This is a genomic window from Lentzea chajnantorensis, assembly GCF_054300775.1.
Genome location: NZ_JBSDZT010000002.1, coordinates 2,322,427 through 2,342,145 on the forward strand (window position 1 = coordinate 2,322,427; position 19,719 = coordinate 2,342,145).

The 19,719-nt window shown below is 71.2% G+C and carries 20 protein-coding genes and 1 pseudogene; 13 read left to right on the forward strand and 8 right to left on the reverse strand.

The annotated features are described in order from the left end of the window. The first annotated feature begins 46 nt into the window (after nucleotides 1-46). From ACVDFE_RS12265 to ACVDFE_RS12280, 4 genes are all read left to right on the forward strand, one after another. Nucleotides 47-1,738, forward strand: a complete 1,692-nt coding sequence (locus ACVDFE_RS12265; RefSeq protein WP_360395573.1) for a sodium:solute symporter family protein — start codon at nucleotides 47-49, stop codon at nucleotides 1,736-1,738. Nucleotides 1,739-1,749: 11 nt separating this feature from the next. Beyond that, complete coding sequence (locus ACVDFE_RS12270; protein WP_360395575.1) at nucleotides 1,750-1,986, forward strand: hypothetical protein; 237 nt, start codon at nucleotides 1,750-1,752, stop codon at nucleotides 1,984-1,986. Nucleotides 1,987-2,226: 240 nt separating this feature from the next. Further along, the gene (locus tag ACVDFE_RS12275) at nucleotides 2,227-3,237 is read left to right on the forward strand and encodes a DUF3558 family protein (RefSeq protein WP_458430500.1); all 1,011 of its coding nucleotides are present in this window, start codon (nucleotides 2,227-2,229) and stop codon (nucleotides 3,235-3,237) included. A 102-nt stretch (nucleotides 3,238-3,339) separates the two neighbouring features. Then, entirely contained in the window at nucleotides 3,340-4,845 is a 1,506-nt protein-coding gene (locus tag ACVDFE_RS12280; protein WP_458430501.1) for an aldehyde dehydrogenase family protein, read from the forward strand. A gap of 23 nt (nucleotides 4,846-4,868) precedes the next feature. On the opposite strand, the gene ACVDFE_RS12285 is transcribed toward ACVDFE_RS12280, so the two are convergent. Continuing rightward, nucleotides 4,869-5,864: an ABC transporter substrate-binding protein gene (locus ACVDFE_RS12285; protein ID WP_458430502.1), complete on the reverse strand. Its 996-nt coding sequence runs from the start codon at nucleotides 5,862-5,864 to the stop codon at nucleotides 4,869-4,871. 143 nt (nucleotides 5,865-6,007) lie between these two features. Here ACVDFE_RS12285 and dhaK point away from each other — a divergent pair, with 143 nt between their 5' ends. The 5 genes from dhaK (at nucleotide 6,008) to ACVDFE_RS12310 (ending at nucleotide 10,242) form a co-directional block, all read left to right on the forward strand. Then, entirely contained in the window at nucleotides 6,008-7,000 is a 993-nt protein-coding gene (dhaK, locus tag ACVDFE_RS12290) for a dihydroxyacetone kinase subunit DhaK (RefSeq protein ID WP_458430503.1), read from the forward strand. Between the two features lies 1 nt (nucleotide 7,001). Next, nucleotides 7,002-7,631 carry a dihydroxyacetone kinase subunit DhaL gene (dhaL, locus tag ACVDFE_RS12295; RefSeq protein WP_458430504.1) on the forward strand — a complete coding sequence of 210 codons (630 nt, stop codon included), beginning with the start codon at nucleotides 7,002-7,004 and terminating at the stop codon, nucleotides 7,629-7,631. A gap of 50 nt (nucleotides 7,632-7,681) precedes the next feature. Then, nucleotides 7,682-8,332 (forward strand): dihydroxyacetone kinase phosphoryl donor subunit DhaM, encoded by a 651-nt coding sequence (dhaM, locus tag ACVDFE_RS12300; protein ID WP_458434321.1) that lies wholly within the window; start codon nucleotides 7,682-7,684, stop codon nucleotides 8,330-8,332. A gap of 682 nt (nucleotides 8,333-9,014) precedes the next feature. Then, on the forward strand, nucleotides 9,015-9,563 hold the full coding sequence (locus ACVDFE_RS12305) for a GNAT family N-acetyltransferase (RefSeq protein WP_458430505.1): 549 nt from the start codon (nucleotides 9,015-9,017) through the stop codon (nucleotides 9,561-9,563). Continuing rightward, a complete protein-coding gene (locus ACVDFE_RS12310; RefSeq protein WP_360395591.1) occupies nucleotides 9,556-10,242 on the forward strand; it encodes an alpha/beta fold hydrolase in 687 nt (228 codons plus the stop codon). The genes ACVDFE_RS12305 and ACVDFE_RS12310 overlap by 8 nt, the downstream gene beginning before the upstream one ends. Here ACVDFE_RS12310 and ACVDFE_RS12315 read toward each other — a convergent pair. Further along, nucleotides 10,239-10,535 (reverse strand): hypothetical protein, encoded by a 297-nt coding sequence (locus tag ACVDFE_RS12315; RefSeq protein WP_360395593.1) that lies wholly within the window; start codon nucleotides 10,533-10,535, stop codon nucleotides 10,239-10,241. The two genes, ACVDFE_RS12310 and ACVDFE_RS12315, sit on opposite strands and share 4 nt — an antisense overlap. 32 nt (nucleotides 10,536-10,567) lie before the next feature. Here ACVDFE_RS12315 and ACVDFE_RS12320 point away from each other — a divergent pair, with 32 nt between their 5' ends. Further along, entirely contained in the window at nucleotides 10,568-10,771 is a 204-nt protein-coding gene (locus ACVDFE_RS12320; protein WP_458430506.1) for an FmdB family zinc ribbon protein, read from the forward strand. Here ACVDFE_RS12320 and ACVDFE_RS12325 read toward each other — a convergent pair. From ACVDFE_RS12325 to mce, 6 genes and pseudogenes are all read right to left on the reverse strand, one after another. After that, entirely contained in the window at nucleotides 10,768-11,370 is a 603-nt protein-coding gene (locus ACVDFE_RS12325) for a DUF3558 family protein (protein ID WP_458430507.1), read from the reverse strand. The genes ACVDFE_RS12320 and ACVDFE_RS12325 overlap by 4 nt on opposite strands. A 50-nt stretch (nucleotides 11,371-11,420) precedes the next feature. After that, nucleotides 11,421-13,196: a 3-hydroxyacyl-CoA dehydrogenase family protein gene (locus ACVDFE_RS12330; protein WP_458430508.1), complete on the reverse strand. Its 1,776-nt coding sequence runs from the start codon at nucleotides 13,194-13,196 to the stop codon at nucleotides 11,421-11,423. 232 nt (nucleotides 13,197-13,428) lie between these two features. After that, on the reverse strand, nucleotides 13,429-14,892 hold the full coding sequence (locus ACVDFE_RS12335; RefSeq protein WP_458430509.1) for a chromosome segregation protein: 1,464 nt from the start codon (nucleotides 14,890-14,892) through the stop codon (nucleotides 13,429-13,431). 36 nt (nucleotides 14,893-14,928) lie between these two features. Beyond that, nucleotides 14,929-16,068, reverse strand: a pseudogene (ccrA, locus tag ACVDFE_RS12340) (crotonyl-CoA carboxylase/reductase); the annotation flags it as partial. Beyond that, nucleotides 16,046-16,243 (reverse strand): hypothetical protein, encoded by a 198-nt coding sequence (locus tag ACVDFE_RS12345; RefSeq protein ID WP_458430510.1) that lies wholly within the window; start codon nucleotides 16,241-16,243, stop codon nucleotides 16,046-16,048. The pseudogene ccrA and the gene ACVDFE_RS12345, both read right to left, overlap by 23 nt. A 120-nt stretch (nucleotides 16,244-16,363) precedes the next feature. Further along, nucleotides 16,364-16,804: a methylmalonyl-CoA epimerase gene (gene mce, locus ACVDFE_RS12350; RefSeq protein WP_458430511.1), complete on the reverse strand. Its 441-nt coding sequence runs from the start codon at nucleotides 16,802-16,804 to the stop codon at nucleotides 16,364-16,366. Between the two features lie 124 nt (nucleotides 16,805-16,928). On the opposite strand from mce, the gene ACVDFE_RS12355 reads away from it, so the two are divergent. Genes ACVDFE_RS12355 through ACVDFE_RS12365 form a run of 3 tightly spaced genes read left to right on the forward strand, consistent with a single transcriptional unit; the run spans nucleotide 16,929 to nucleotide 19,686 of the window. Continuing rightward, nucleotides 16,929-18,119, forward strand: a complete 1,191-nt coding sequence (locus ACVDFE_RS12355; RefSeq protein WP_458430512.1) for an acetyl-CoA C-acetyltransferase — start codon at nucleotides 16,929-16,931, stop codon at nucleotides 18,117-18,119. An 11-nt stretch (nucleotides 18,120-18,130) separates the two neighbouring features. Next, the gene (gene meaB, locus ACVDFE_RS12360; RefSeq protein WP_360395606.1) at nucleotides 18,131-19,081 is read left to right on the forward strand and encodes a methylmalonyl Co-A mutase-associated GTPase MeaB; all 951 of its coding nucleotides are present in this window, start codon (nucleotides 18,131-18,133) and stop codon (nucleotides 19,079-19,081) included. Then, nucleotides 19,078-19,686 (forward strand): hypothetical protein, encoded by a 609-nt coding sequence (locus ACVDFE_RS12365; RefSeq protein WP_458430513.1) that lies wholly within the window; start codon nucleotides 19,078-19,080, stop codon nucleotides 19,684-19,686. The genes meaB and ACVDFE_RS12365 overlap by 4 nt, the downstream gene beginning before the upstream one ends. The last annotated feature ends 33 nt before the right edge of the window (nucleotides 19,687-19,719 follow it).

The following is a 19,719-nucleotide window of genomic DNA, read 5'->3' on the forward strand; positions in this document are numbered from 1 at the left end:
TCCTGGTCGTTGATGTTCGACTTTGTCGAAGTTTGGGAGGTGGACGGTGTCGGTGATGGCCGAGGCGGACCTGCGGCTCGACGCGGGACCGATCGACTACGCGTTGCTCGTCATCTACTTCGTCGTCGTGCTCGGCATCGGCCTGATGGCCCGCCGGTCCGTCTCCTCCAGCCTCGACTTCCTGCTGTCCGGGCGGTCGCTGCCGGCGTGGGTCACCGGGCTCGCGTTCATCAGCGCGAACCTCGGTGCCCTTGAGCTGATGGGCATGACCGCCAACGGTGCGCAGTACGGCATGGCGACCGTGCACTACTACTGGATCGGCGCCATCCCCGCGATGGTGTTCCTCGGTCTGGTGATGATGCCGTTCTACTACGGCTCGAAGGTGCGCAGCGTTCCCGAGTTCATGCGCCGCCGGTTCGGCAAGCCCGCGCACCTCGTCAACGCCATCAGCTTCGCCGTCGCGCAGGTCCTGATCGCGGGCATCAACCTGTTCGCCCTCGCGGTGATCGTCGAGGCGCTGCTCGGGTGGCCGTTGCCGGTCTCGATCTGCGTCGCGGCGCTCGTGGTGCTGGCGTACACGACGCTGGGCGGGCTCAGCGCCGCCATCTACAACGAGGTGCTGCAGTTCTTCGTGATCGTGGCCGCGCTCGCGCCGATCACGATCCTCGGCCTCATCAAGGTCGGCGGCTGGCAGGGGCTGGTCGACAAGGTGACCGACCAGGAGCAGCTGTCCGCGTGGCCCGCCACGGAGCTGACCGGCATCAACAGTCCCGTGTGGAGTGTCATCGGGCTCGTGTTCGGTCTTGGGTTCGTGTTGTCGTTCGGCTACTGGACGACGAACTTCGCCGAGGTGCAGCGCGCGATGAGCGCGAAGTCGATGTCGGCGGCCAAGCGCACGCCGATCATCGGTGCGTACCCGAAGGCGCTCATCCCCGCGATCATCATCATCCCCGGCATCATCGCCGCGGTGGTCGTGCCGGAGATGGCGCAGCTCAAGGCCGGCGACACGAGCAGTGGCGTGGTCTACAACAACGTGCTGCCGCTGCTGATGCGCGACCTGCTGCCCAACGGCATCCTCGGTGTCGCGATCACGGGTCTGCTGGCCAGCTTCATGGCCGGTGTCGCGGCGAACGTCAGCTCGTTCAACACGGTCTTCACCTACGACCTGTGGCAGGACTACGTCAAGAAGGACCGGCCGGACGAGTACTACCTGCGGATCGGGCGGCTCGCCACGGTCGGGGCGTGCGTGCTCGCGATCGGCACGGCGTTCATCGCGGCCGCGCTCGGCGGGTCCAACATCATGGACTACATCCAGGCGCTGTTCTCGTTCTTCAACGCGCCGCTGTTCGCGACGTTCATCCTCGGCATGTTCTGGAAGCGGATGACGCCGACCGCCGGCTGGGTCGGTCTGCTCGCCGGCACGTTCACGGCGATCTTCATCTACGTGGTCTCGGAGCCGTCGTTCGGCATCGAGCTGCTGGAGCTGCCGGGCCAAGGCTCGAGCTTCCTCGGTGCGGGTCTCGCGTTCGTCGTCGACATCGTCGTGAGCGTCGCGGTCACGACGGTCACGCGACCGAAGCCGGACAGCGAGCTGGTCGGGCTGGTCTACAGCCTCACGCCCAAGGAGGACCGCGCGCACGCCACCACCGGCGAGGACGCGGGCTGGTACCGCTCGCCCGCCCTGCTCGGCGGTGGGGTGCTGGCGCTGACGGCCGTTCTCTACATCGTCTTCGGCTGAGGGAGGCCGTCATGAGGTTGTTCGACCTGCGACTCATCATCGCGTTCCTCTTCGGCCTGTACGGCGTCGTACTGGTCGTCATGGGCCTCGCGTTCACCACGGACGCGGACCTGCAGAAGGCCGAAGGGGTCAACATCAACCTGTGGGCCGGCATCGCCATGGTGGTGATCTCGGCGTTGTTCGCCGTGTGGGCGATGCTGCGGCCTCAGTTCGCGGACACGGACAAGCAGCCGCTCAAGGAGCTATGAGCGGGGACGACCGGGGTACACGGGGTTGAAGGCCTCGATCGTCCACGCGTCGATCCAGGTGACTGCGCGGCGAATTCGGTTGAGCACGTCTCTCCTCTTGGTCGGGGTCTTCACCAAGTACATCGCACAGAGCTTCTGAATCGTTCCCGAAGCGGACGGTGACCTCGGCCACGGTCTCGGCCGGGCGGCAACGCGGGGTACTCGCCACGAACCCGGGGAAAGGTCGCTAACGTGCACGTCGTGCTTCGTTCTCGTGCCACGGCGCTGCTCGCCGCCACCGCGCTGCTGCTGGCCGGGTGCGCCACCGGTCCCGGGCTCGCGAAGTCCCAGTCGCCGCGCCGCACCGTCCAGGCCGCGGCGGAGACGAACGCGCCCGACCCGTCGACCCGGTCGTCGGTCCCGCCGGACAAGCCGGCCGATCCGGCGTTCGCGGCCGAGCGGCTGCGGCTGGTCGACCCGTGCGCGGTGATCGGCAAGGACGTCCTGGAGACGGTCGGCACGCCGTCGCGCTACTCCAGCAGCTCGTACACCCGCTGCTCGAACTACATGAAGGACAAGTCGGGCAAGACGCTCAACGTCACCCTCGACATCGGCTACACCCTGCTCTCCACCGAGGTGAAGAAGGCGACCAAGCAGGTCGCGGGCCTGAAGAGCGTGGAGCAGAAGCTGAACAGCTCGGCGTGCTTCATCTCCGTCATCACGCAGGAGAACCCGCCGCAGGCCGTGCGCGTGCAGATCGGCACGGGCAACGACGGCGCGGAGCCGTGCGAGCCCGGCCGCAAGATCGCCGAGGGCGCGATCCGCAAGCTCAAGGGCAACCCGCAGCGCTACACCCCGCCGAAGGGCTCGCCGGTCGAGGTCGACGCCTGCTCGGTCGTGGAGAAGGCCGACCTGGCGACCCCGCTGGGCGCCTCGCCGCGGTCGCAGCCGTTCGGGCTGCATTCGTGCACGTGGAGCGGTCAGAGCGCGCAGGTGCAGCTGGAGTTCAAGACGACGCGCGTGCCCGCGGACTTCAAGTTCAACGACAAGCAGACCGAGGTCGACCTCGGTGGCGTGAAGGGCTACGCGGTCTTCAAGGACGGCCCGTTCCCGACCTGCGACCTGACCGTCGTGCGCACCAGGGACTCCGGCAGCGGCAACGGCGAGATCGCGCTGTTCAGCGCGGCGGGGGTCAAGGACAAGGAGTTCGACCGCTGCCAGGTCGCCGCCGCCATCGCCAAGGCGGTGCTCCCCAAGCTGCCCAGGGCGTGACGCGCACCACTACCGTTGCGGGACCTGACACCGCCCGGCGGGGGCTGAAAGTTCTCCTGGATCGCGTTAGGGTCAGGTTACTGGCGAGTATCGGAGGGCCCCATGACGCAGACCGCTTCGGACAGCGCACTGTCGGCCGATGGTGAGCAGCGGCGGTTCGCCTCACTGGACCCGCGCACCGGCGAGGTCGTGGCGCACCACCCGATCCACACCGCGGCCGAGGTCGAGGACGCCGTGTCCTCCGCCCGCGAGGCTGCCGCGTGGTGGGCCGGTCTGGGCTTCGAGGGCCGCAAGACCAAGCTCGATGCCTGGCGCAAGATCCTCTCGCAGCGCTCGGACGAGTTCATCTCGCTGATCAGCGCGGAGACCGGCAAGCCCGCCGACGACTCGCGCCTGGAGATCACGCTGGTCATGGACCACCTGCACTGGGCGGCCCGGCACGCGGGCCGGGTGCTGGGCAGGCGCAGGGTCTCGTCGGGCCTGCTGATGTTCAACCACACCGCGTCGCTGGAGTACCGGCCGCTGGGCGTGATCGGCGTGATCGGGCCGTGGAACTACCCGGCGCACACGCCGATGGGCTCCATCTCGTACGCGCTCGCCGCGGGCAACGCCGTGGTGTTCAAGCCGTCGGAGTTCACGCCGGGCGTGGGCACGTTCCTCGCCTCGACGTTCACCGAGGCGGTACCGGAGTTCCCGGTGTTCCAGGTGGTCACGGGCTTCGGTGAGACCGGTGCGGCGCTGTGCGCCGCCGGGGTCGACAAGATCGCCTTCACCGGGTCCACGCGCACGGGCAAGAAGGTCATGGCCGCGTGCGCCACGACGCTGACGCCGGTGCTGGTCGAGTGCGGCGGCAAGGACGCGCTGATCGTCGACGTCGACGCCGACCTGCACGCGGCGGCCGAGGCGGCGATCTGGGGCGCGGTGTCCAACGCCGGCCAGACCTGCGCGGGCGTCGAGCGGGTCTACGTGGCCGAGGAGGTCGCCGACGAGTTCGTCGAGATCGCCGTGAAGCGGGCGCGCAAGCTCAAGCCCGGCGGCGAGCCGAACGCGAACCTCGGCCCGATCACGATGCCGTCGCAGGTGGAGATCATCCGCGAGCACGTGCGGGACGCGCTCGACCGCGGTGGCAAAGCCCTGGTGGGCGGGCCGGAGTCGATCCGGCCGCCGTACGTCGAGCCGGTGGTGCTCGCCGACGTGCCGGAGGACTCGCTGGCGGTCACCGAGGAGACGTTCGGGCCGACGGTCGTGATCAACCGGGTGCCGAACGCGCTGGAGGGCGTGCGGCTCGCGAACCAGTCGCGGTACGGGCTGGGCGCGGCGGTGTTCTCCAAGGCGCGCGGCGAGGAGCTGGCGCGGGAGCTGCGGGTCGGCATGGTGTCGGTCAACGCGGTGCTGACCTACGCGGCGGTGCCGGGGCTGCCGTTCGGCGGTGTCGGCGACTCCGGGTTCGGGCGCATCCACGGCGAGGACGGGCTGCGCGAGTTCACCTACGCCAAGGCCGTGACGAAGCAGCGGTTCAAGGCCGTGCTCACCATGACGACGTTCGACCGATCCTCGCTGGCGGGCAAGCAGATGCTGCGCCTCGCGCGGATGCTCTTCGGCCGGTAGAGCACCCGCGCGAGGGGAAGCTCTTAGGCGCCGGCCTGCTTCTTGAGGTCGTCGAGGACCACGTTCGCGGCCAGCACGCCGAGGCCGAGGAAGTAGGTCTCGTCGGCGACCGGCTTGGCCTTGCCGCCCTTGACCGCGTTCAGGCCGCTCCACAGCGGGCCGCCGAGCACGTCGCCCTGCGCGGTCTTGGCCGCGTCGCCGTAGGTGGAGTAGAGGAGCAGGTCCGCGTCGGCCTTGCTGATCTGCTCCGCGCTCACCTCGGCGGCGAGGTCGTCCACCTGCGACGGCGACGGCTGCGGGAGCTTGGCGTCGATCAGGATCGTGCCGATGAACGACTTCTTGGCGTACAGGCGGATCTTGCCCGGCATGAAGCGCAGCGCCGTCACCGTCGGGCGCACGCCCAGCTTCTGCTCGATCGCGGTGCCGGTCTCGGTGGCCTTGTTCGTGTAGTCCTCCAGCATCTTCGCGGCGTCCGCCTGGCGGTCGAGCGCGGCCGCGTTGAGGAGGAAGTTCTCCTTCCACACGTAGCCGGGGCGCACCGCGAAGACGGTGGGGGCGATGGCGGAGAGCTTCGGGTACAGCGCCTCCGCGCGCAGCTTCGAGCCCAGGATCAGGTCCGGGTTCAGCTTCGTGATCGCTTCGAGGTTGAGGTTGTTGATCGTGCCGACGTTCTCCGGCGTGCCGCCCTTCTCACCGATGTAGGACGGCATGGTGGGCGAACCGTCGGTGTAGGCGATGCCGACCGGCTTGATGCCGAGCGCGGCGACGTTGTCGAGCTCGCCGGTGTCGAGGACGACGACCCGCTCCGGCTTCTTCTCGATCTTCGTCTCGCCCATGGCGTGCTTGACCGTCCTGGGGAACTCGCCGGGCTTCGCCGTGGTGCCGAAGCCGTCGCTCAGCTGGGTCGCCTTGCCGAAGTCGGTGCCCCCCTGGGCCACGGACGGCTGGTCGGGCGTGCTGGAGCTGCAGCCGGTGACCGCGAGGGCCACTGCGACGAGCAGCGCTGCTCTCTTCGACACGACGTTGTTCCTCCACTACGAGCAGTGACGCTGACCTGCGGGAATTAGGGCAACCTAACGTACATCGGGACGATATCCCGTTCCGAGTGTCAGACCCTCGGAGTAAGAAGGAACACGGTCACCGCCGATCGGGAGGGTGTGGGATGAAGAAGATCATCGATGATCCGGAGACCGTGGTGCGGGACGCACTGCGGGGGATGCGGGCCGCCCATCCCGGGCTGCTGTCGGTCCAGTACGACCCGGCCGTCATCACGCGGGCGGACGCGCCCGTGCGGGGCAAGGTCGCGATCATCTCCGGTGGCGGGTCGGGCCACGAGCCGCTGCACGGCGGGTTCGTCGGGCGCGGGATGCTCGACGCGGCCTGTCCGGGTGCCGTCTTCACGTCCCCGACGCCCGACCAGGTCGCCGCGGCGGTCGCGGCGACCGACGGCGGTGCCGGGGCGTTGCTGCTGGTGAAGAACTACACCGGCGACGTCATGAACTTCGAGATGGCCGCCGAGCTGGCCGAGTCCGAGGTGCGGTCGGTGGTGGTCGACGACGACGTGGCGGTGCAGGACTCGCTCTACACGGCGGGACGGCGCGGTGTCGGCGGGACCGTGCTGCTGGAGAAGATCGTCGGGGCGGCGGCCGAGCGCGGCGACGACCTGGCCGCGTGCGAGGCGCTGGCGCGGCGGGTGATCGGGTCGGTGCGGTCGATGGGGCTCGCGCTGACCTCGTGCACGGTGCCGCACGTCGGCACGCCGAGCTTCGAGCTGGCCGACGACGAGATGGAGATCGGCATCGGCATCCACGGCGAGCCAGGCCGCCGGCGGGTGCCGGTCGGCTCGGCCACCGAGATGGTGGCCGCGCTGCTCGACCCGATCGTGGCCGACCTGCCGTTCGGCTCCGGCGACCGGGTCCTGCTGTTCACGAACGGCATGGGCGGCACGCCGTTGATCGAGCTGTACCTGGCGCACGGCATCGCGGAGCAGTCGTTGGCAGACAGGGGGATCACGGTGGAACGCAGCCTCGTCGGCCCGTACATCACCAGTCTGGAGATGCAGGGCATGAGCCTCACGCTGCTCAAGCTCGACGACGAGCTGGTGGAGCTGTGGGACGCGCCCGTGCACACCGCTGCGCTGCGGTGGGGGGTCTGACATGGGGTGCACGGCCTCGGACGTGGTGGCGGCGCTGCGCCTGGCCGCCGCCGTCGTGCAGGAGCACCGCGACGAGCTGGTGCGGCTGGACCAGGCGATCGGCGACGCCGACCACGGCGAGAACATGCGCCGCGGGTTCACCGCGCTGGTGTCCAAGCTGGAGGCCGACCCGCCCGCGACACCGGGCAAGGTCCTGAAGCTGGCCGCCACCACGCTGATCTCGACGGTGGGCGGCGCGGCCGGCCCCCTGTACGGCACGGCGTTCCTGCGCGCCTCCACCGCGGTGGGGGAGGCCGAGGAGCTGGACGGCGAGCTGCTGGCGCGGGCGTTGCAGGGTGCGCTGGACGGCGTGCTCGCCCGCGGCAAGGCGGCGGTGGGCGACAAGACGATGGTCGACGCGCTGACCCCCGCTGTCACCGCGGCGGCCACGGCCGGCAGCGGGTCGGTCGCGGCGGTGCTGAGCGCGGCCGCCGACGCCGCCGAGGCGGGCGCCGAGTCGACGGTGCCGATGGTGGCGCGCAAGGGCCGCGCGTCCTACCTGGGCGAGCGCAGCGCCGGGCACCTCGACCCCGGTGCCCGTTCGACGGCGCTGCTGCTGCGCGCCTTCGCGGACGCGGCGGCCAAGTCGTGACGGCGGCCTCGGTGGCGCGGGTCGGACTCGTGGTCGTCTCGCACAGCGACATGCTGGCGAACGGCGTGGCGGAGCTGGCCGCGCAGATGGCGCCGGACGTGGCGGTGGTGCCCGTGGGCGGCACGGAGGAGGGCGGCCTGGGCACCGACTACGGCGCGGTGGTCGAGGCACTGTCCGACGCGGACTCCGGCTCGGGCGTGGTGGTGCTGTACGACCTGGGCAGCGCCAAGATGACCGCCGAGATGGCCGTGGAGTCCGCCGACGACCCGAGCCGCTACGCGGTGGTGGACGCACCCCTGGTGGAGGGAGCGGTCGCGGCGGCGGTCACGGCCCAGGGCGGCGCCTCCCTGGCGGACGTCGCCGCCTCGGCCGAGGGCGCCTCCGGCGACACCCCCGCCGCAACCCCGTCCCGCCCGGCACTGCACCTGGTGTCCGACGAGGTGTCGGCCGACGTGCTGCTGACGAACGAGGTCGGCCTGCACGCCCGCCCGGCCGCCCTGCTGTCGCGCACGGTCGCCGAGCTCGACGCCGACGTGGTCGTGCGCCACGGCGGCGAGGAGGCGAACGCGGCCAGCGTGCTGGGGCTGATGGGCCTGAGCGCGCCGGGCGGCTCGTCGATCACGGTGGTGGCGACGGGAAAGGACGCGCGGGAGGCGGTGCGGCGGATCGAGGAGCTGGCGGAGAGGGGCTTCGACGACTGAGGGACGAGGGACGGCGGGGGACGACTCGGGACGGCTGTGGGCGGCTTGGGACGGTTGCGGGCGGGCTCGGGACGGCTGTGGGCGGCTCGGGCCAGGTGAGGCTGGCTCGGGCGGCGCGGGGTGGGGTGGGGCTGGCGGGACGGCAACGCTGCGGTCGGCTGCGGTCGGCTGCGGTCGGCTGCGGTCGGCTCGGGCCGGGTAGGGCTGGCGGGGGCAGGAGGGCTGCGGTCGGCTGAGGCGAGCAAGGGCGGTCGGAGGTGAGCGAGGCCGGCTGGCGACGGTCGGCGTCGCCGCGTTCGATCCGGGGACGGTTGGCGGCTGCGGTTTGCTGCGCAGGCCGAGCCCGCCGCGCTCGGCCCAACGCACCGTGCCGCGCTGACGTGCCGCCGTGCCCTGACGTGCCGCCGCGCCGTGCCGCTGTGCCGCGCCGTGCCGCCCCGCGCCGCCGTGCCCTGCCGTGCCGCCGTGCCCTGCCGTGCCGCCGTGCCGCGCGCCGCCGTGCCGCCGTGCCGCCGTGCCGTCGAGCCGTGCCGTCGCGCTGGAGGCGCCGCACCCGGCGCGTCCAGACCAACCGTGCCGCTCCTGCCACCCCGCCGCACAGCTCGCCGCCGAACTGCCCTGCCGCCACCCACCCGCGAGGTACCGTCCCCCGCAGACTGATCTTGACACTGGGGAGACGGGGATGTTCAGCAGGTCACTGGGCGACGACGGCGCCGCGCTGCGGCCGTTGGAGCCGTGGCACGCGCCGGAGTTCTTCGCGAACATCGAGCGCGGGCGCGAGTTCATCGGGCGGTACATCGCGCTGCCCGACGCCGTTCCGGACGTGGAGGCGGCGCGGGGTTACCTGACCGGGTACGCGGAGAAGGCGAAGACCGACTCCGGCCGCATCTACGGCATCTGGCTCGACGGGCAGCTGGTCGGCGGGGTGTTGTTCCGGGTCATGGACCTGCGGCAGGGCACCGCGGAGGCCGGGTGCTGGCTGGAGCCGTCGGCCGCGGGCAGGGGGCTGGTCACGCGGGCCGCGCGGCTGGTGGTCGACTGGGCGATTCGCGAGCGGGGTGTGCATCGGGTTGAGTGGTTGGTGTCGTCGGCCAACGCGCCGAGCATCGCGGTGGCGCGGCGGCTGGGCATGAGGAAGGACGGCGTGCTGCGGGAGCACTACCTCTACCGCGGTGTGCGTCACGACATGGAGGTGTGGTCGGTGCTGGCTCCGGAGTGGATCGATGGATGACCTCGTGCTGTTGCACGCCTTTCCGCTCGACGCGCGCATGTGGGACGTGCCGGGGGCGCGGACGCCGTCGTTGCGCGGGGCCGGTGAGCCGGACCTGACGACGCTCGCCGAGGGAGTGCTCGCCGGGCTCGACGACCTCGACCGGTTCCTGCTCGGCGGGTGCTCGATGGGCGGGTACGTGGCGATGGCGTTGCTGCGGATCGCGCCGGAACGGGTCAAGGGCCTGGTCTTCGTCGACACCAAGCACACCGCGGACACCGAGGAGGCGGCCGCGAACCGGTACGCGATGGCCGAGCGGGTCGAACGGGAGGGCGTCGGCGACTGGCTCGCCGACGCGATGCTGCCGAACCTGCTCGGACCGGGCGCGTCGGCCGAGGCGAAGGCGCTGACCAGGGCCATGGTCCTCGACCAGAGCGCGGAGGACGTGGCCTGGTGGCAGCGCGCGATGGCGCAGCGGCCGGACTCGACCGAGGTGCTGGAGTCGCTGGACGTGCCGTCGCTGGTGCTGGTCGGTGAGCACGACCGGCTCACGCCGCCGGACGTCGCCGCGAAGCTCGCGGTCACGTTGAAGCGCAGCACCAGCGAACGGATCGAGGACGCGGGGCACCTGCCGCCGGTCGAGCAGCCGGACGAGTTCCGCGCGCGGCTGGAGCGGTGGCGGGTCCAGGTCGGGCTCTAGAAGCGGCGCGTGGTCGGTCCGCGCCGGCCGCGCGAGTCCCAGCAGCCCTGGTGCCAGTGGCGGCGTTCCTCCGCGGAGCCCGCCTCGTGCGCGGGCCACGCCACCACGTGCGGGGTGCCGGGGCGGATCTCGTGGTCGCAGCCGGGGCAGCGGTAGGTCTTCTGGGCCTGCGTGCCGGAGATGGCGCGCACCAGGTAGTCCTCGCCGTCGGGACCCCGTTCGGAGCGCGCCCAGCCGACACCGCCGCCCAGCGGACGGTGCTCTTCTGGCTTGGGGCTGTTGCGACGCGGCACGGCCACACGGTAACCGCTCGTAGAATCGGGTCGTGCCGACCTACGAGTTCCGCTGCCGAACGTGCGACGACACCTTCGAGCTGAAGCGCCCCATGAGCGAGTCGTCAGCGCCCGCGAGCTGTCCCGGTGGTCACGCGGACACGGTGAAGCTGCTGTCCATGGCCGGGATCGGCGGCACCGCCCGGCAACCGGGCGGCGGTGGCGGCGGGTGCTGCGGCGGAGGCTGCTGCGGCTAGGACGGCGACCGGGACAGCATGATCTCGGCGATCTTGCGGCCCTGGTCGCAGACACCGCCGAACTTGCCGGTCGAGTCGATCACGATGATCCCGAGCCCGCCGCCGTCGTACGGGGCGACCAGCACGCACGTCGGCTGCACCTCGGGGTCGTCGGACCGGTCGAGGTAGGGCACCTTCGTGCCGCCGACCTCGTACTCGCCGGTGGTGCGCTCGATCGTGATCTGCTTGCCCTCGCGGAACCGCAGCGAGACGCCCACCTCGGCGTTGTCGACCTTCGTGGTCCAGCGGCACGACTGGTCGAACGTCGAGTCGTAGTTCATCTGCGTCGGCGGGGTCTCCGCCTTGGCGCCGGGGTAGGGCAGGTCCGTCCACTTCAGCACGGCGCACACGCCCTGCACCTCGCCGTCGATCGGCGTGGTGTCCGGCTCCTCGGAGGGGTCGCCGGACGGGTCCGGGTCTTCGGAGGGCGGTGCCTCCTGGTCGAACGGCGAGGCCGCGTCGATCGCGTCCTGCGCCTTCGGACTGCCCTCGACCGTCGTCTTCCCGGCACAGCCGGCGACGAGCACGAGGACAGCCAACAGGAGCACCAGTCGACGCATGGCACCACCATGCCACGTCCGGCGTGGTGCCCCTGTCAGCGGTACAGCGCTCACGTGTAGTCGCGGAAGCCCTTGCCCGTCTTGCGGCCCAGGCGACCCGCTGTGACCAGGTGTTCCAGCAGCGGCGCCGGAGCGAAACCGGGCTCGCGGAACTCCAGGTACAGGGTGCGCTCGATGGCCAGCGACACGTCCAGGCCCACGACGTCCAGCAGCGCGAACGGGCCCATCGGCAGGCCGCAGCCGACCTTCATCGCGTTGTCGATGTCGTCGGCCTCCGCGTAGTGCGCCTCCAGCATCTTCACCGCGTCGTTCAGGTACGGGAAGAGCAGCGCGTTCACGATGAAGCCCGCGACGTCACCGCAGTGCACCGGGTGCTTGCCGAGGTCCAGGCAGACCTTGCGGGCCGTCGCCACGACGTCCGCGCTCGTGGAGATCGTCTCGACGACCTCCACCAGCTTCATGACCTGCGCCGGGTTGAAGAAGTGCAGGCCCACGACGTCGGCGGGGCGGGACGTGGCCGCGGCGACCTCGATGACCGGCAGGGAGGACGTGGTCGTCGCGAGCACGGCGCCGGGCTTGCACACCTCGTCGAGCGCCGCGAAGACCTCCTTCTTGACGCCGATCTCCTCGGCGACCGCCTCGACCACCAGGTCGCAGTCGGCGAGGTCCACGAACTCCACGGCCGGCGTGACGCGGGCCAGCGCCGCGTCCCGGTCAGCTTCGCTGAGCTTGCCCTTCGACACGGCGCGCTCCAGCGACCTGCCCACCGTCCCGATCGCCTTCTCGGCCTTGTCGAGGCTGCGCGCCCGCAGGACCACGTCGTAGCCGCGCTTGGCGAACACCTCGGCGATGCCGGTCGCCATCGTGCCGGTGCCGATGACACCGACCCGCTGCACCTCGCGCACCGGCACCGAGCTGTCCACAGTGGACGGCGTCAGCGCGTCGGCCACCACGGTCGGCGAGTCGGGGCCGTCGTAGGTGTAGAAGCCGCGCCCCGACTTGCGGCCCAGCAGCCCCGCCGTGATCATCTGCTTGAGCAGCGGCGCCGGCGCGTGCAGGCGGTTGCGCGACTGGTGGTACATCGTGTCGAGGATCTCGTAGGCGGTGTCCAGGCCGATGAGGTCCAGCAACGCCAGCGGGCCCATCGGGTAGCCGCAGCCGTAGCGCATCGCGGCGTCGAGGTCCTCGCGCGTCGCGTACTTCGACTCCAGCATCTTCACCGCGTGGTTGAGGTACGGGAAGAGCAGCGCGTTCGCGATGAACCCTGCGCGGTCGCCGATCACGACCGGCGACTTGCCCAGCCGTTCCACGAACGCCACGACGTCGGCGACCACGTCCGCCTCGGTGACGACCGTGCGCACGACCTCGACGAGCTTCAGCACCTGCGTGGGGTTGAAGAAGTGCAGGCCGACGACCTTGCCCGGCCGGCCGGTGTGCACGCCGATCTCGGTGATCGACAGCGACGAGGTGTTCGAGGCGATCACGGCCTCGGGCTTCAGGATCTGGTCGAGCTCGCGGAAGATGCCCGCCTTGAGCTCGATGCTCTCCGGCACCGCCTCGACGACCAGGTCGCAGTCGGCGAGGTCCGCGAGCCGCAGCGAGGTCGTGATCCGGCCGTGCAGCGCCGTCTTCTCGTCCTCGGTCAGCTTGCCGCCCTGCACCGCCCGCGCGGTCGAGTGCTCCAGGTGCCCGAGGCCGCGTTCGAGACCGGCCGCGTCGACGTCCACCGCCCGCACCGCGACCCCGGTGCGTGCGAGCACCTCCGCGATGCCCGCGCCCATGGTTCCGAAACCGACGACTCCGACGGTGTTGATCTCGCGCGCCACTGCAGACCTCCCTGCGGGACAAAGCGTGGGCTACCAAGGAGTAACTTGCGGGCGACTATGCCACTCCCCGGTGGGACGAGCGCCGTGAGCTTCGCCATCGGGATCGAAACAGTGAACGGTCCAGCGGCACGTCACGAACGGGAAAACCCCAGATGGCGCAACGGTTGCGTGCCGCTGAACGAGCAACGGCCGCGACTCCGGTGGAGTCGCGGCCGCTGTGACTGCGGTGCTGTCAGGACTTCTTGGCCGGCTGCGGGCGCGTGAGCTTCTTCGTCGGACCGTCCACCGCGGCGGGTGCCTGCTGCGCGGGCTTGGCGGGAGCCGCCGGGGCCTGCTGCGGGGCCGGTGCGGGCGTGGCGGGCGGCTGCGGAACGGCGTGCGGAGCCGCGGCCCTGGTCGGTGCCGCCGGTGCCTTGGCCGGTGCTGACTGGGTCTGCGCTGCCTTGGTCGGCGCGGCGGGAACCGGAGCAGCGGCCTGCGGGGCCTGGGCCTGCGGGTTCTGCGCCTGCGGGACCTGCTGCGGAGCGGGCGCGGCCTTCTGCGCCTCGGCGGCGGGCTGGGCAGGCGGCTGCTGAGTGGGCTGCTGCTGAGTGGGCTGCTGCTGGGCGGGCGCCTGCTGAACCGGCTGCTGAACCGGCTGGACGGCCTGCTGGGCTGCCTTCGGCTCGGCCGGTTCCGGCGCGGTCGCTTCCGGCTGCTCCTCGATCGGGTCGAGCAGCGGCACGACGTCCTGCAGCGCCGCACGCACGCCGTGCAGCTGGTGCGACAGCCGGTTGCGCAGGGTGCGGAGCTGGTCGACGCGCTGCGTGGCGGCGGTGGTGCGGCGGTTGGCCTCCTCGGTGGCCTCGCGGACCCGGCGGTTCGCCTCGTCCGTGGCCTCCTGGATGCGCGCGGTCGCCTCGGTCACCGAGTCGTGGCGGCGGCGGTTGGCCTCCTCCGTCGCCTCGCGGACGCGGCGTTCGGCCTCGGTCTTCGAGGTGGCCTGCTCCTGCGCCACGGCGGCGCGGATGCGCGCGGCCTCCTCGGAGGCCTCCCGCAGCCGGCGGTCGGCCTCGGCCTTGGAGTTGGCCTCCTGCGTGGCCAGCGTCGCCATCGCCTCCGACCGGCGGGCCGCCATCGCGATCTCGAAGTCCTCCTCGACGGTCACCCGGCGCTGCTCGGAGTCGTCGGCGATCTTGCGGGCCGCGGCCTCCGCCTCGGAGACGATCTTCTCGGCCTCGCCGCGCGCCGTCTCCAGCACGCCCCTGTGCTCGGTCTCCATGGCCGCGCGGCGCTCGTCGAGCTCCTGGATCAGCTTCTCGTAGCGCTGGCGGAGCACCCCCGCGTCGGCTTCCGCCTTGGCGCGGATGTGCCCGCTCTCCGCCTCGGCACGGGCCTTGATCTCGTTGGCCTCGTCCTGCGCCAGCCGCAGCATGCGCTGGAGGCGCTCGGAGAGCCCCTCCAGCGTCGTCGGCGGCAGCGACAGGCGCTCCACCTGGTTGCGCAGCTCGGTGATCTCCGAGCGTGCGGCTTCCAGCTGGCGCGCCAGGTCGGACGTCTGGGACACGGCGGCGTCGCGGTCCGCGGCCAGCAGCCGCAGGTCCGAGTCGAGGCGTTCGAGGTGGTCCTCGACCTGGGCGCGGTCGTAACCGCGCTTGACGATGTCGAATCCGGATCCCAGAGGGACGAGGTCACGGTCGTCGGCGAGGGGGCCCATGCCCCTCACGCTACCCGTTCGAGTGTCTTCAGAAGGTCACACACCCCGGAATCGGTTGATGGCCGTGAGGTGCTTCGCACGCAGTTCGTGGTCAAGCACACCCAGACCCTCTTCCGGTGCAAGGCACAGCACGCCGACCTTGCCCTGGTGCGCGTTGCGGTGGACGTCGTGCGCGGCCTGGCCCGTTTCGTCCATTGAGTACACCTTGGACACCGTTGGGTGGATCTTTCCCTTGGCGATCAACCGGTTCGCCTCCCACGCCTCGCGGTAGTTCGCGAAGTGGGACGAGAGGATGTGCTTGAGGTTCATCCAGAGGTAGCGGTTGTCGTACTGGTGCATGTACCCGGAGGTCGACGCGCACGTGACGATCTTGCCGCCCTTGCGCGCGACGAACACCGACGCGCCGAACGTCTCACGGCCGGGGTGCTCGAACACGATGTCCGGGTCCTCGCCGCCGGTCAGCTCGCGGATCTTCGCGCCGAACCGCTTCCACTCCCGCGGGTCCTGCTCGTGCTCGTTCTTCCAGAACTTGTAGCCCTCCGCCGAACGGTCGATGATCAGTTCGGCGCCCATCGAACGGACGATCTCCGCCTTCTCCGGCGAGGAGACGACGCACACGGGCGTCGCGCCGCCGTTCAACGCGAACTGCGTGGCGTAGGAACCCAGGCCGCCGGACGCGCCCCAGATCAGGACCGTGTCGCCCTGCTTCATGTTCGCGCCGTTGGTCGACACCAGCTGCCGGTAGGCGGTGGAGTTCACCAGGCCCGGCGACGCCGCCTCCTCCCACGTGAGGTGCCTGGGCATCGGCATCAGCTGGTTCGACTTCACCAGCGCGAGGTCCGCGAGACCGCCGAAGTTCGTCTCGAAGCCCCAGATCCGCTGCTGGGGGTCGAGCATCGTGTCGTTGTGCCCGTCCGGCGCCTCCAGCGGCACGTCCAGGCAGTGCGCGACCACCCGGTCACCCGGCTTCCACGCGGTGACGCCGGGGCCGACCCGCACGACGACGCCGGCCAGGTCCGATCCCACGACGTGGTACGGCAGGTCGTGGCGGCCGCCCAGCTTCCGGAGGAACCCGAACGTGGACACCGGCTCGAAGATCGAGGTCCAGACGGTGTTGTAGTTGATCGCGGAGGCCATGACGGCCACCAGCGCCTCACCCGGCCCGAGCTTCCGGCGTGGCGACCTCGTCGACGTGCAGCGACTTGCGCGGGTCCTTGTCCCGCGTCTCGAGGCCCGCGAACATGTCGGCCTCGTCCGCGTGCACGGTCACGCCCCGATAGCTCTCCGGAACGTCCAGCGAACCGATCGCGTCCAGCTCGTCGGCCAGGATCGCGTCAAGGATCTTCTGCACGGCGGCATTCCTTCCCGGTTGAGGGATAGTCGCAGGTTGCCGGAGGTTACTCAGCAGTAACCGATTCAGAGTCACACCTGTGAGGGATGCCACGCGCATTCACCGGACCGGGTCCTCCGGTCAGTGCTCCGCGGGTTCGACCAGCTCGATGAGCACGCCGCCGGCGTCCTTCGGGTGCACGAAGTTGACCCGGCTGTTCGCCGTGCCGCGCTTGGCGGCGGCGTAGAGCAGCCGCAGGCCCTTCGCCCGCAGCGCGTCCGCCGCAACGTCCACATCGGACACCCGGTAGGCGAGCTGCTGCAGGCCGGGGCCGCTGCGGCCGATGAACTTGGCGATCGTCGAGTCCTCGTTCAGCGGCGCGAGCAGCTGGATCGCGGTGCCGTCGTGGTCGCCGGGCGCGTGCAGCATCGCCTCGCGCACGCCCTGCTCCTCGTTGACCTCCTCGTGGGCGACCTCGAGGCCGAAGTTGTCGCGGTAGAACGCGATCGCGACGTCGAGATCGGGCACCGCGATGCCCACGTGGTCGATCGCGGTCACGAATCGAGTGAGTTCTGCGTTCATGAGAGCGAAGGGTATCGACTCGATCGGTGCAGGCGCCCCTGTGCGAGGTCTCACAGCGTTACCGCCGAGTAGCCGCGGGTATGGTGCTCAGTTAACGACCGTTCGCTCTTCCATGGAGGCAGCTGTGTCCGGTTCCGTCATCGTCGCCGGGGCGCGCACCCCGATGGGTCGACTGCTCGGATCGCTCAAGGACTTCTCGGGTGCCCAACTGGGCGGCGTCGCGATCAAGGCGGCACTGGAGCGCGCGGGCGTCGCCCCCGAGCAGGTCCAGTACGTGATCATGGGTCAGGTGCTGACCGCGGGTGCCGGCCAGATCCCCGCCCGCCAGGCCGCCGCCGCCGCGGGCATCCCGATGAGCGTGCCCGCGCTGACCATCAACAAGGTGTGCCTGTCCGGCATCGACGCGATCGCGCTGGCCGACCAGCTGATCCGCGCCGGCGAGTTCGACGTGGTCGTGGCCGGTGGCCAGGAGTCGATGACGCAGGCGCCGCACCTGCTGCCGAAGTCGCGCGGCGGGTTCAAGTACGGCGACGTGCAGATGCAGGACCACATGGCCCACGACGGTCTGTTCTGCGCGTTCGACCAGGTCGCGATGGGCTCGTCGACCGAGAAGTACAACGGCCGCTACGGCGTCACGCGCGAGGAGCAGGACGCGTTCTCCGCGCGCTCGCACCAGCTCGCCGCCAAGGCCGCCGGGAACGGCGTGTTCGAGGCCGAGATCGCCCCGGTGTCGATCCCGCAGCGCAAGGGCGACCCGGTCCTGTTCAGCACGGACGAGGGCGTGCGCGCCGACACGACCGCCGAGTCGCTCGGCAAGCTGCGTCCCGCGTTCGCCGCGGACGGCACGATCACCGCGGGCTCGGCGTCGCAGATCTCCGACGGCGCGGCCGCCGTCGTGGTGATGAGCAAGGCCAAGGCCGAGGAGCTGGGCCTGGAGTGGATCGCGGAGATCGGTGCGCACGGCGTCGTCGCCGGCCCCGACGCCTCGCTGCACGAGCAGCCCTCCAACGCCATCAAGGCCGCGTGCGCCAAGGAGGGCATCTCGCCCGCCGACCTCGACCTGGTCGAGATCAACGAGGCGTTCGCGGCGGTCGGCATCGTGTCGACCCGTCAGCTCGGGATCTCCGAGGACAAGGTCAACGTCAACGGCGGGGCCATCGCACTGGGCCACCCGATCGGCATGTCCGGCGCGCGCATCGCCCTGCACCTCGCTCTCGAGCTGCAGCGGCGCGGCGGCGGCGTGGGTGCCGCGGCGCTGTGCGGTGGCGGCGGGCAGGGCGACGCCCTGATCCTCCGCGTGCCGGCGAAGGCCTAGGGACCGCGTTTGTGGCCAAGGCCGTTGACGTAGCAGAACTGGTCGGCCGCGCGCGTGACGGCGAGCCGCGCGCGGTCGCCAGGCTGATCTCCCTGGTGGAACAGGGCAGCGACGAGCTGCCCCTGGTGGCCGCGGCGCTCACCCCGTTCACCGGGCACGCCCAGGTCGTCGGCATCACCGGCGCCCCCGGCGTCGGCAAGTCGACCTCCACCAACGCCCTCGTGCGCGCCTTCCGCGCCGCGGGCAAGCGGGTGGCCGTGATCGCGGTCGACCCGTCCAGCCCGTTCTCCGGCGGCGCCCTCCTGGGTGACCGGGTCCGGATGGGCGACCACGCGACCGACTCGGGCGTTTTCATCCGTTCGATGGCCACGCGCGGCCACCTCGGCGGACTGTCCTGGGCCACCCCGCAGGCGCTGCGCGTGCTCGACGCGGCCGGGTTCGACGTCGTGCTCGTGGAGACCGTGGGCGTCGGCCAGTCCGAGATCGAGGTCGTGGCCCTCGCCGACACCACCCTCGTGCTCCTCGCGCCGGGCATGGGCGACGGCATCCAGGCCGCCAAGGCGGGCATCCTGGAGATCGCCGACGTGTTCGTCGTGAACAAGGCCGACCGCGACGGCGCCGACCAGACCGCCCGCGACCTCAAGCACATGATCTCCCTGGGCCGCCGCGACCGCACCGGCCCGGTGTGGCGCCCGCCCGTGGTGAAGACGGTGGCCGCCCGCTCGGAGGGCCTCGACTCCGTCGTGGCGGCCATCGACGCCCACCAGCGGTGGATGGCCGAGCACGGCGAGCTCGCCGAACGCCGCCTGCGCCGCGCGGCCGCCGAGGTCGAGGCCATCGCCGTCGACCGCGTCCGCACCCGCCTCGGCCCCGCCGACGGGCTCGCGCGGCGCGTGGTGGCGGGCGAGCTGGACCCGTTCACGGCCGCGGAGCAGTTGATCAGCGGTAACCTGCGGGCATGACCGCTTGGGGAGCGCCCGCACCTGTCGTCCTCGACCTGGGCAAGAGCGACACCCGCAAGGTCCTGCTCGGCGGCTCGCTGGCCGGTGGTCTCGGCATCCTCGCGCTGATCGGCGCCGTGACCGCGTTCCTCGACGGCGAACCGGTCGGCGGCTCCACCGCCGGTGTCATCGGCCTCGCGTTCACCTTCATCGGCGTGATGGCCCTGGTGAAGTTCAAGACCATCTCCCGGCCCCGCAAGCTGGTCATCGAGCAGCAGGGCATCCGCCTCGACGACCCGCAGGGCGCACCGTGGGCCGTCGCCTGGCAGGACCTCGGCGCCGTCTCGATCTCCCGCACCCGTGAACGGGCCGTCGAGCTCGCCGACGCCCTGGTCCGCCGCACGCTGGTCCGCGTCGACCTCCACCCCCTCGACCCGCCGCGCTTCCGCGCCGCCCACCCGACCATGGAGCCCCTGTGGGAGTTCCACCGCGTGCAGAACGGGTACCGGCTGGCCCTCGGCGACTCGGCGTCGATGATCGCGCCGATCGACGCCGGGCTGCGGACGTTCGCCCCGCAGATCTACCGCGGCGTGATCGACGAGGGGTTCACCGTCGGGCTGCACTGACCCCGCCGGGCAACTCGACCGACCCTCTACTCT

What these genes read in the sequence shown, in the direction of transcription:
- ACVDFE_RS12270 (WP_360395575.1), top strand. Translation starts at nt 1,750, where the DNA reads ATGAGGTTGTTCGACCTGCGACTCATCATCGCGTTCCTCTTCGGCCTG.
- ACVDFE_RS12280 (WP_458430501.1), top strand. Translation starts at nt 3,340, where the DNA reads ATGACGCAGACCGCTTCGGACAGCGCACTGTCGGCCGATGGTGAGCAG.
- dhaK (WP_458430503.1), top strand. Translation starts at nt 6,008, where the DNA reads ATGAAGAAGATCATCGATGATCCGGAGACCGTGGTGCGGGACGCACTG.
- dhaL (WP_458430504.1), top strand. Translation starts at nt 7,002, where the DNA reads ATGGGGTGCACGGCCTCGGACGTGGTGGCGGCGCTGCGCCTGGCCGCC.
- dhaM (WP_458434321.1), top strand. Translation starts at nt 7,682, where the DNA reads ATGCTGGCGAACGGCGTGGCGGAGCTGGCCGCGCAGATGGCGCCGGAC.
- ACVDFE_RS12305 (WP_458430505.1), top strand. Translation starts at nt 9,015, where the DNA reads ATGTTCAGCAGGTCACTGGGCGACGACGGCGCCGCGCTGCGGCCGTTG.
- ACVDFE_RS12310 (WP_360395591.1), top strand. Translation starts at nt 9,556, where the DNA reads ATGGATGACCTCGTGCTGTTGCACGCCTTTCCGCTCGACGCGCGCATG.
- ACVDFE_RS12325 (WP_458430507.1), bottom strand. Translation starts at nt 11,370, where the DNA reads ATGCGTCGACTGGTGCTCCTGTTGGCTGTCCTCGTGCTCGTCGCCGGC.
- ACVDFE_RS12335 (WP_458430509.1), bottom strand. Translation starts at nt 14,892, where the DNA reads ATGGGCCCCCTCGCCGACGACCGTGACCTCGTCCCTCTGGGATCCGGA.
- mce (WP_458430511.1), bottom strand. Translation starts at nt 16,804, where the DNA reads ATGAACGCAGAACTCACTCGATTCGTGACCGCGATCGACCACGTGGGC.
- ACVDFE_RS12365 (WP_458430513.1), top strand. Translation starts at nt 19,078, where the DNA reads ATGACCGCTTGGGGAGCGCCCGCACCTGTCGTCCTCGACCTGGGCAAG.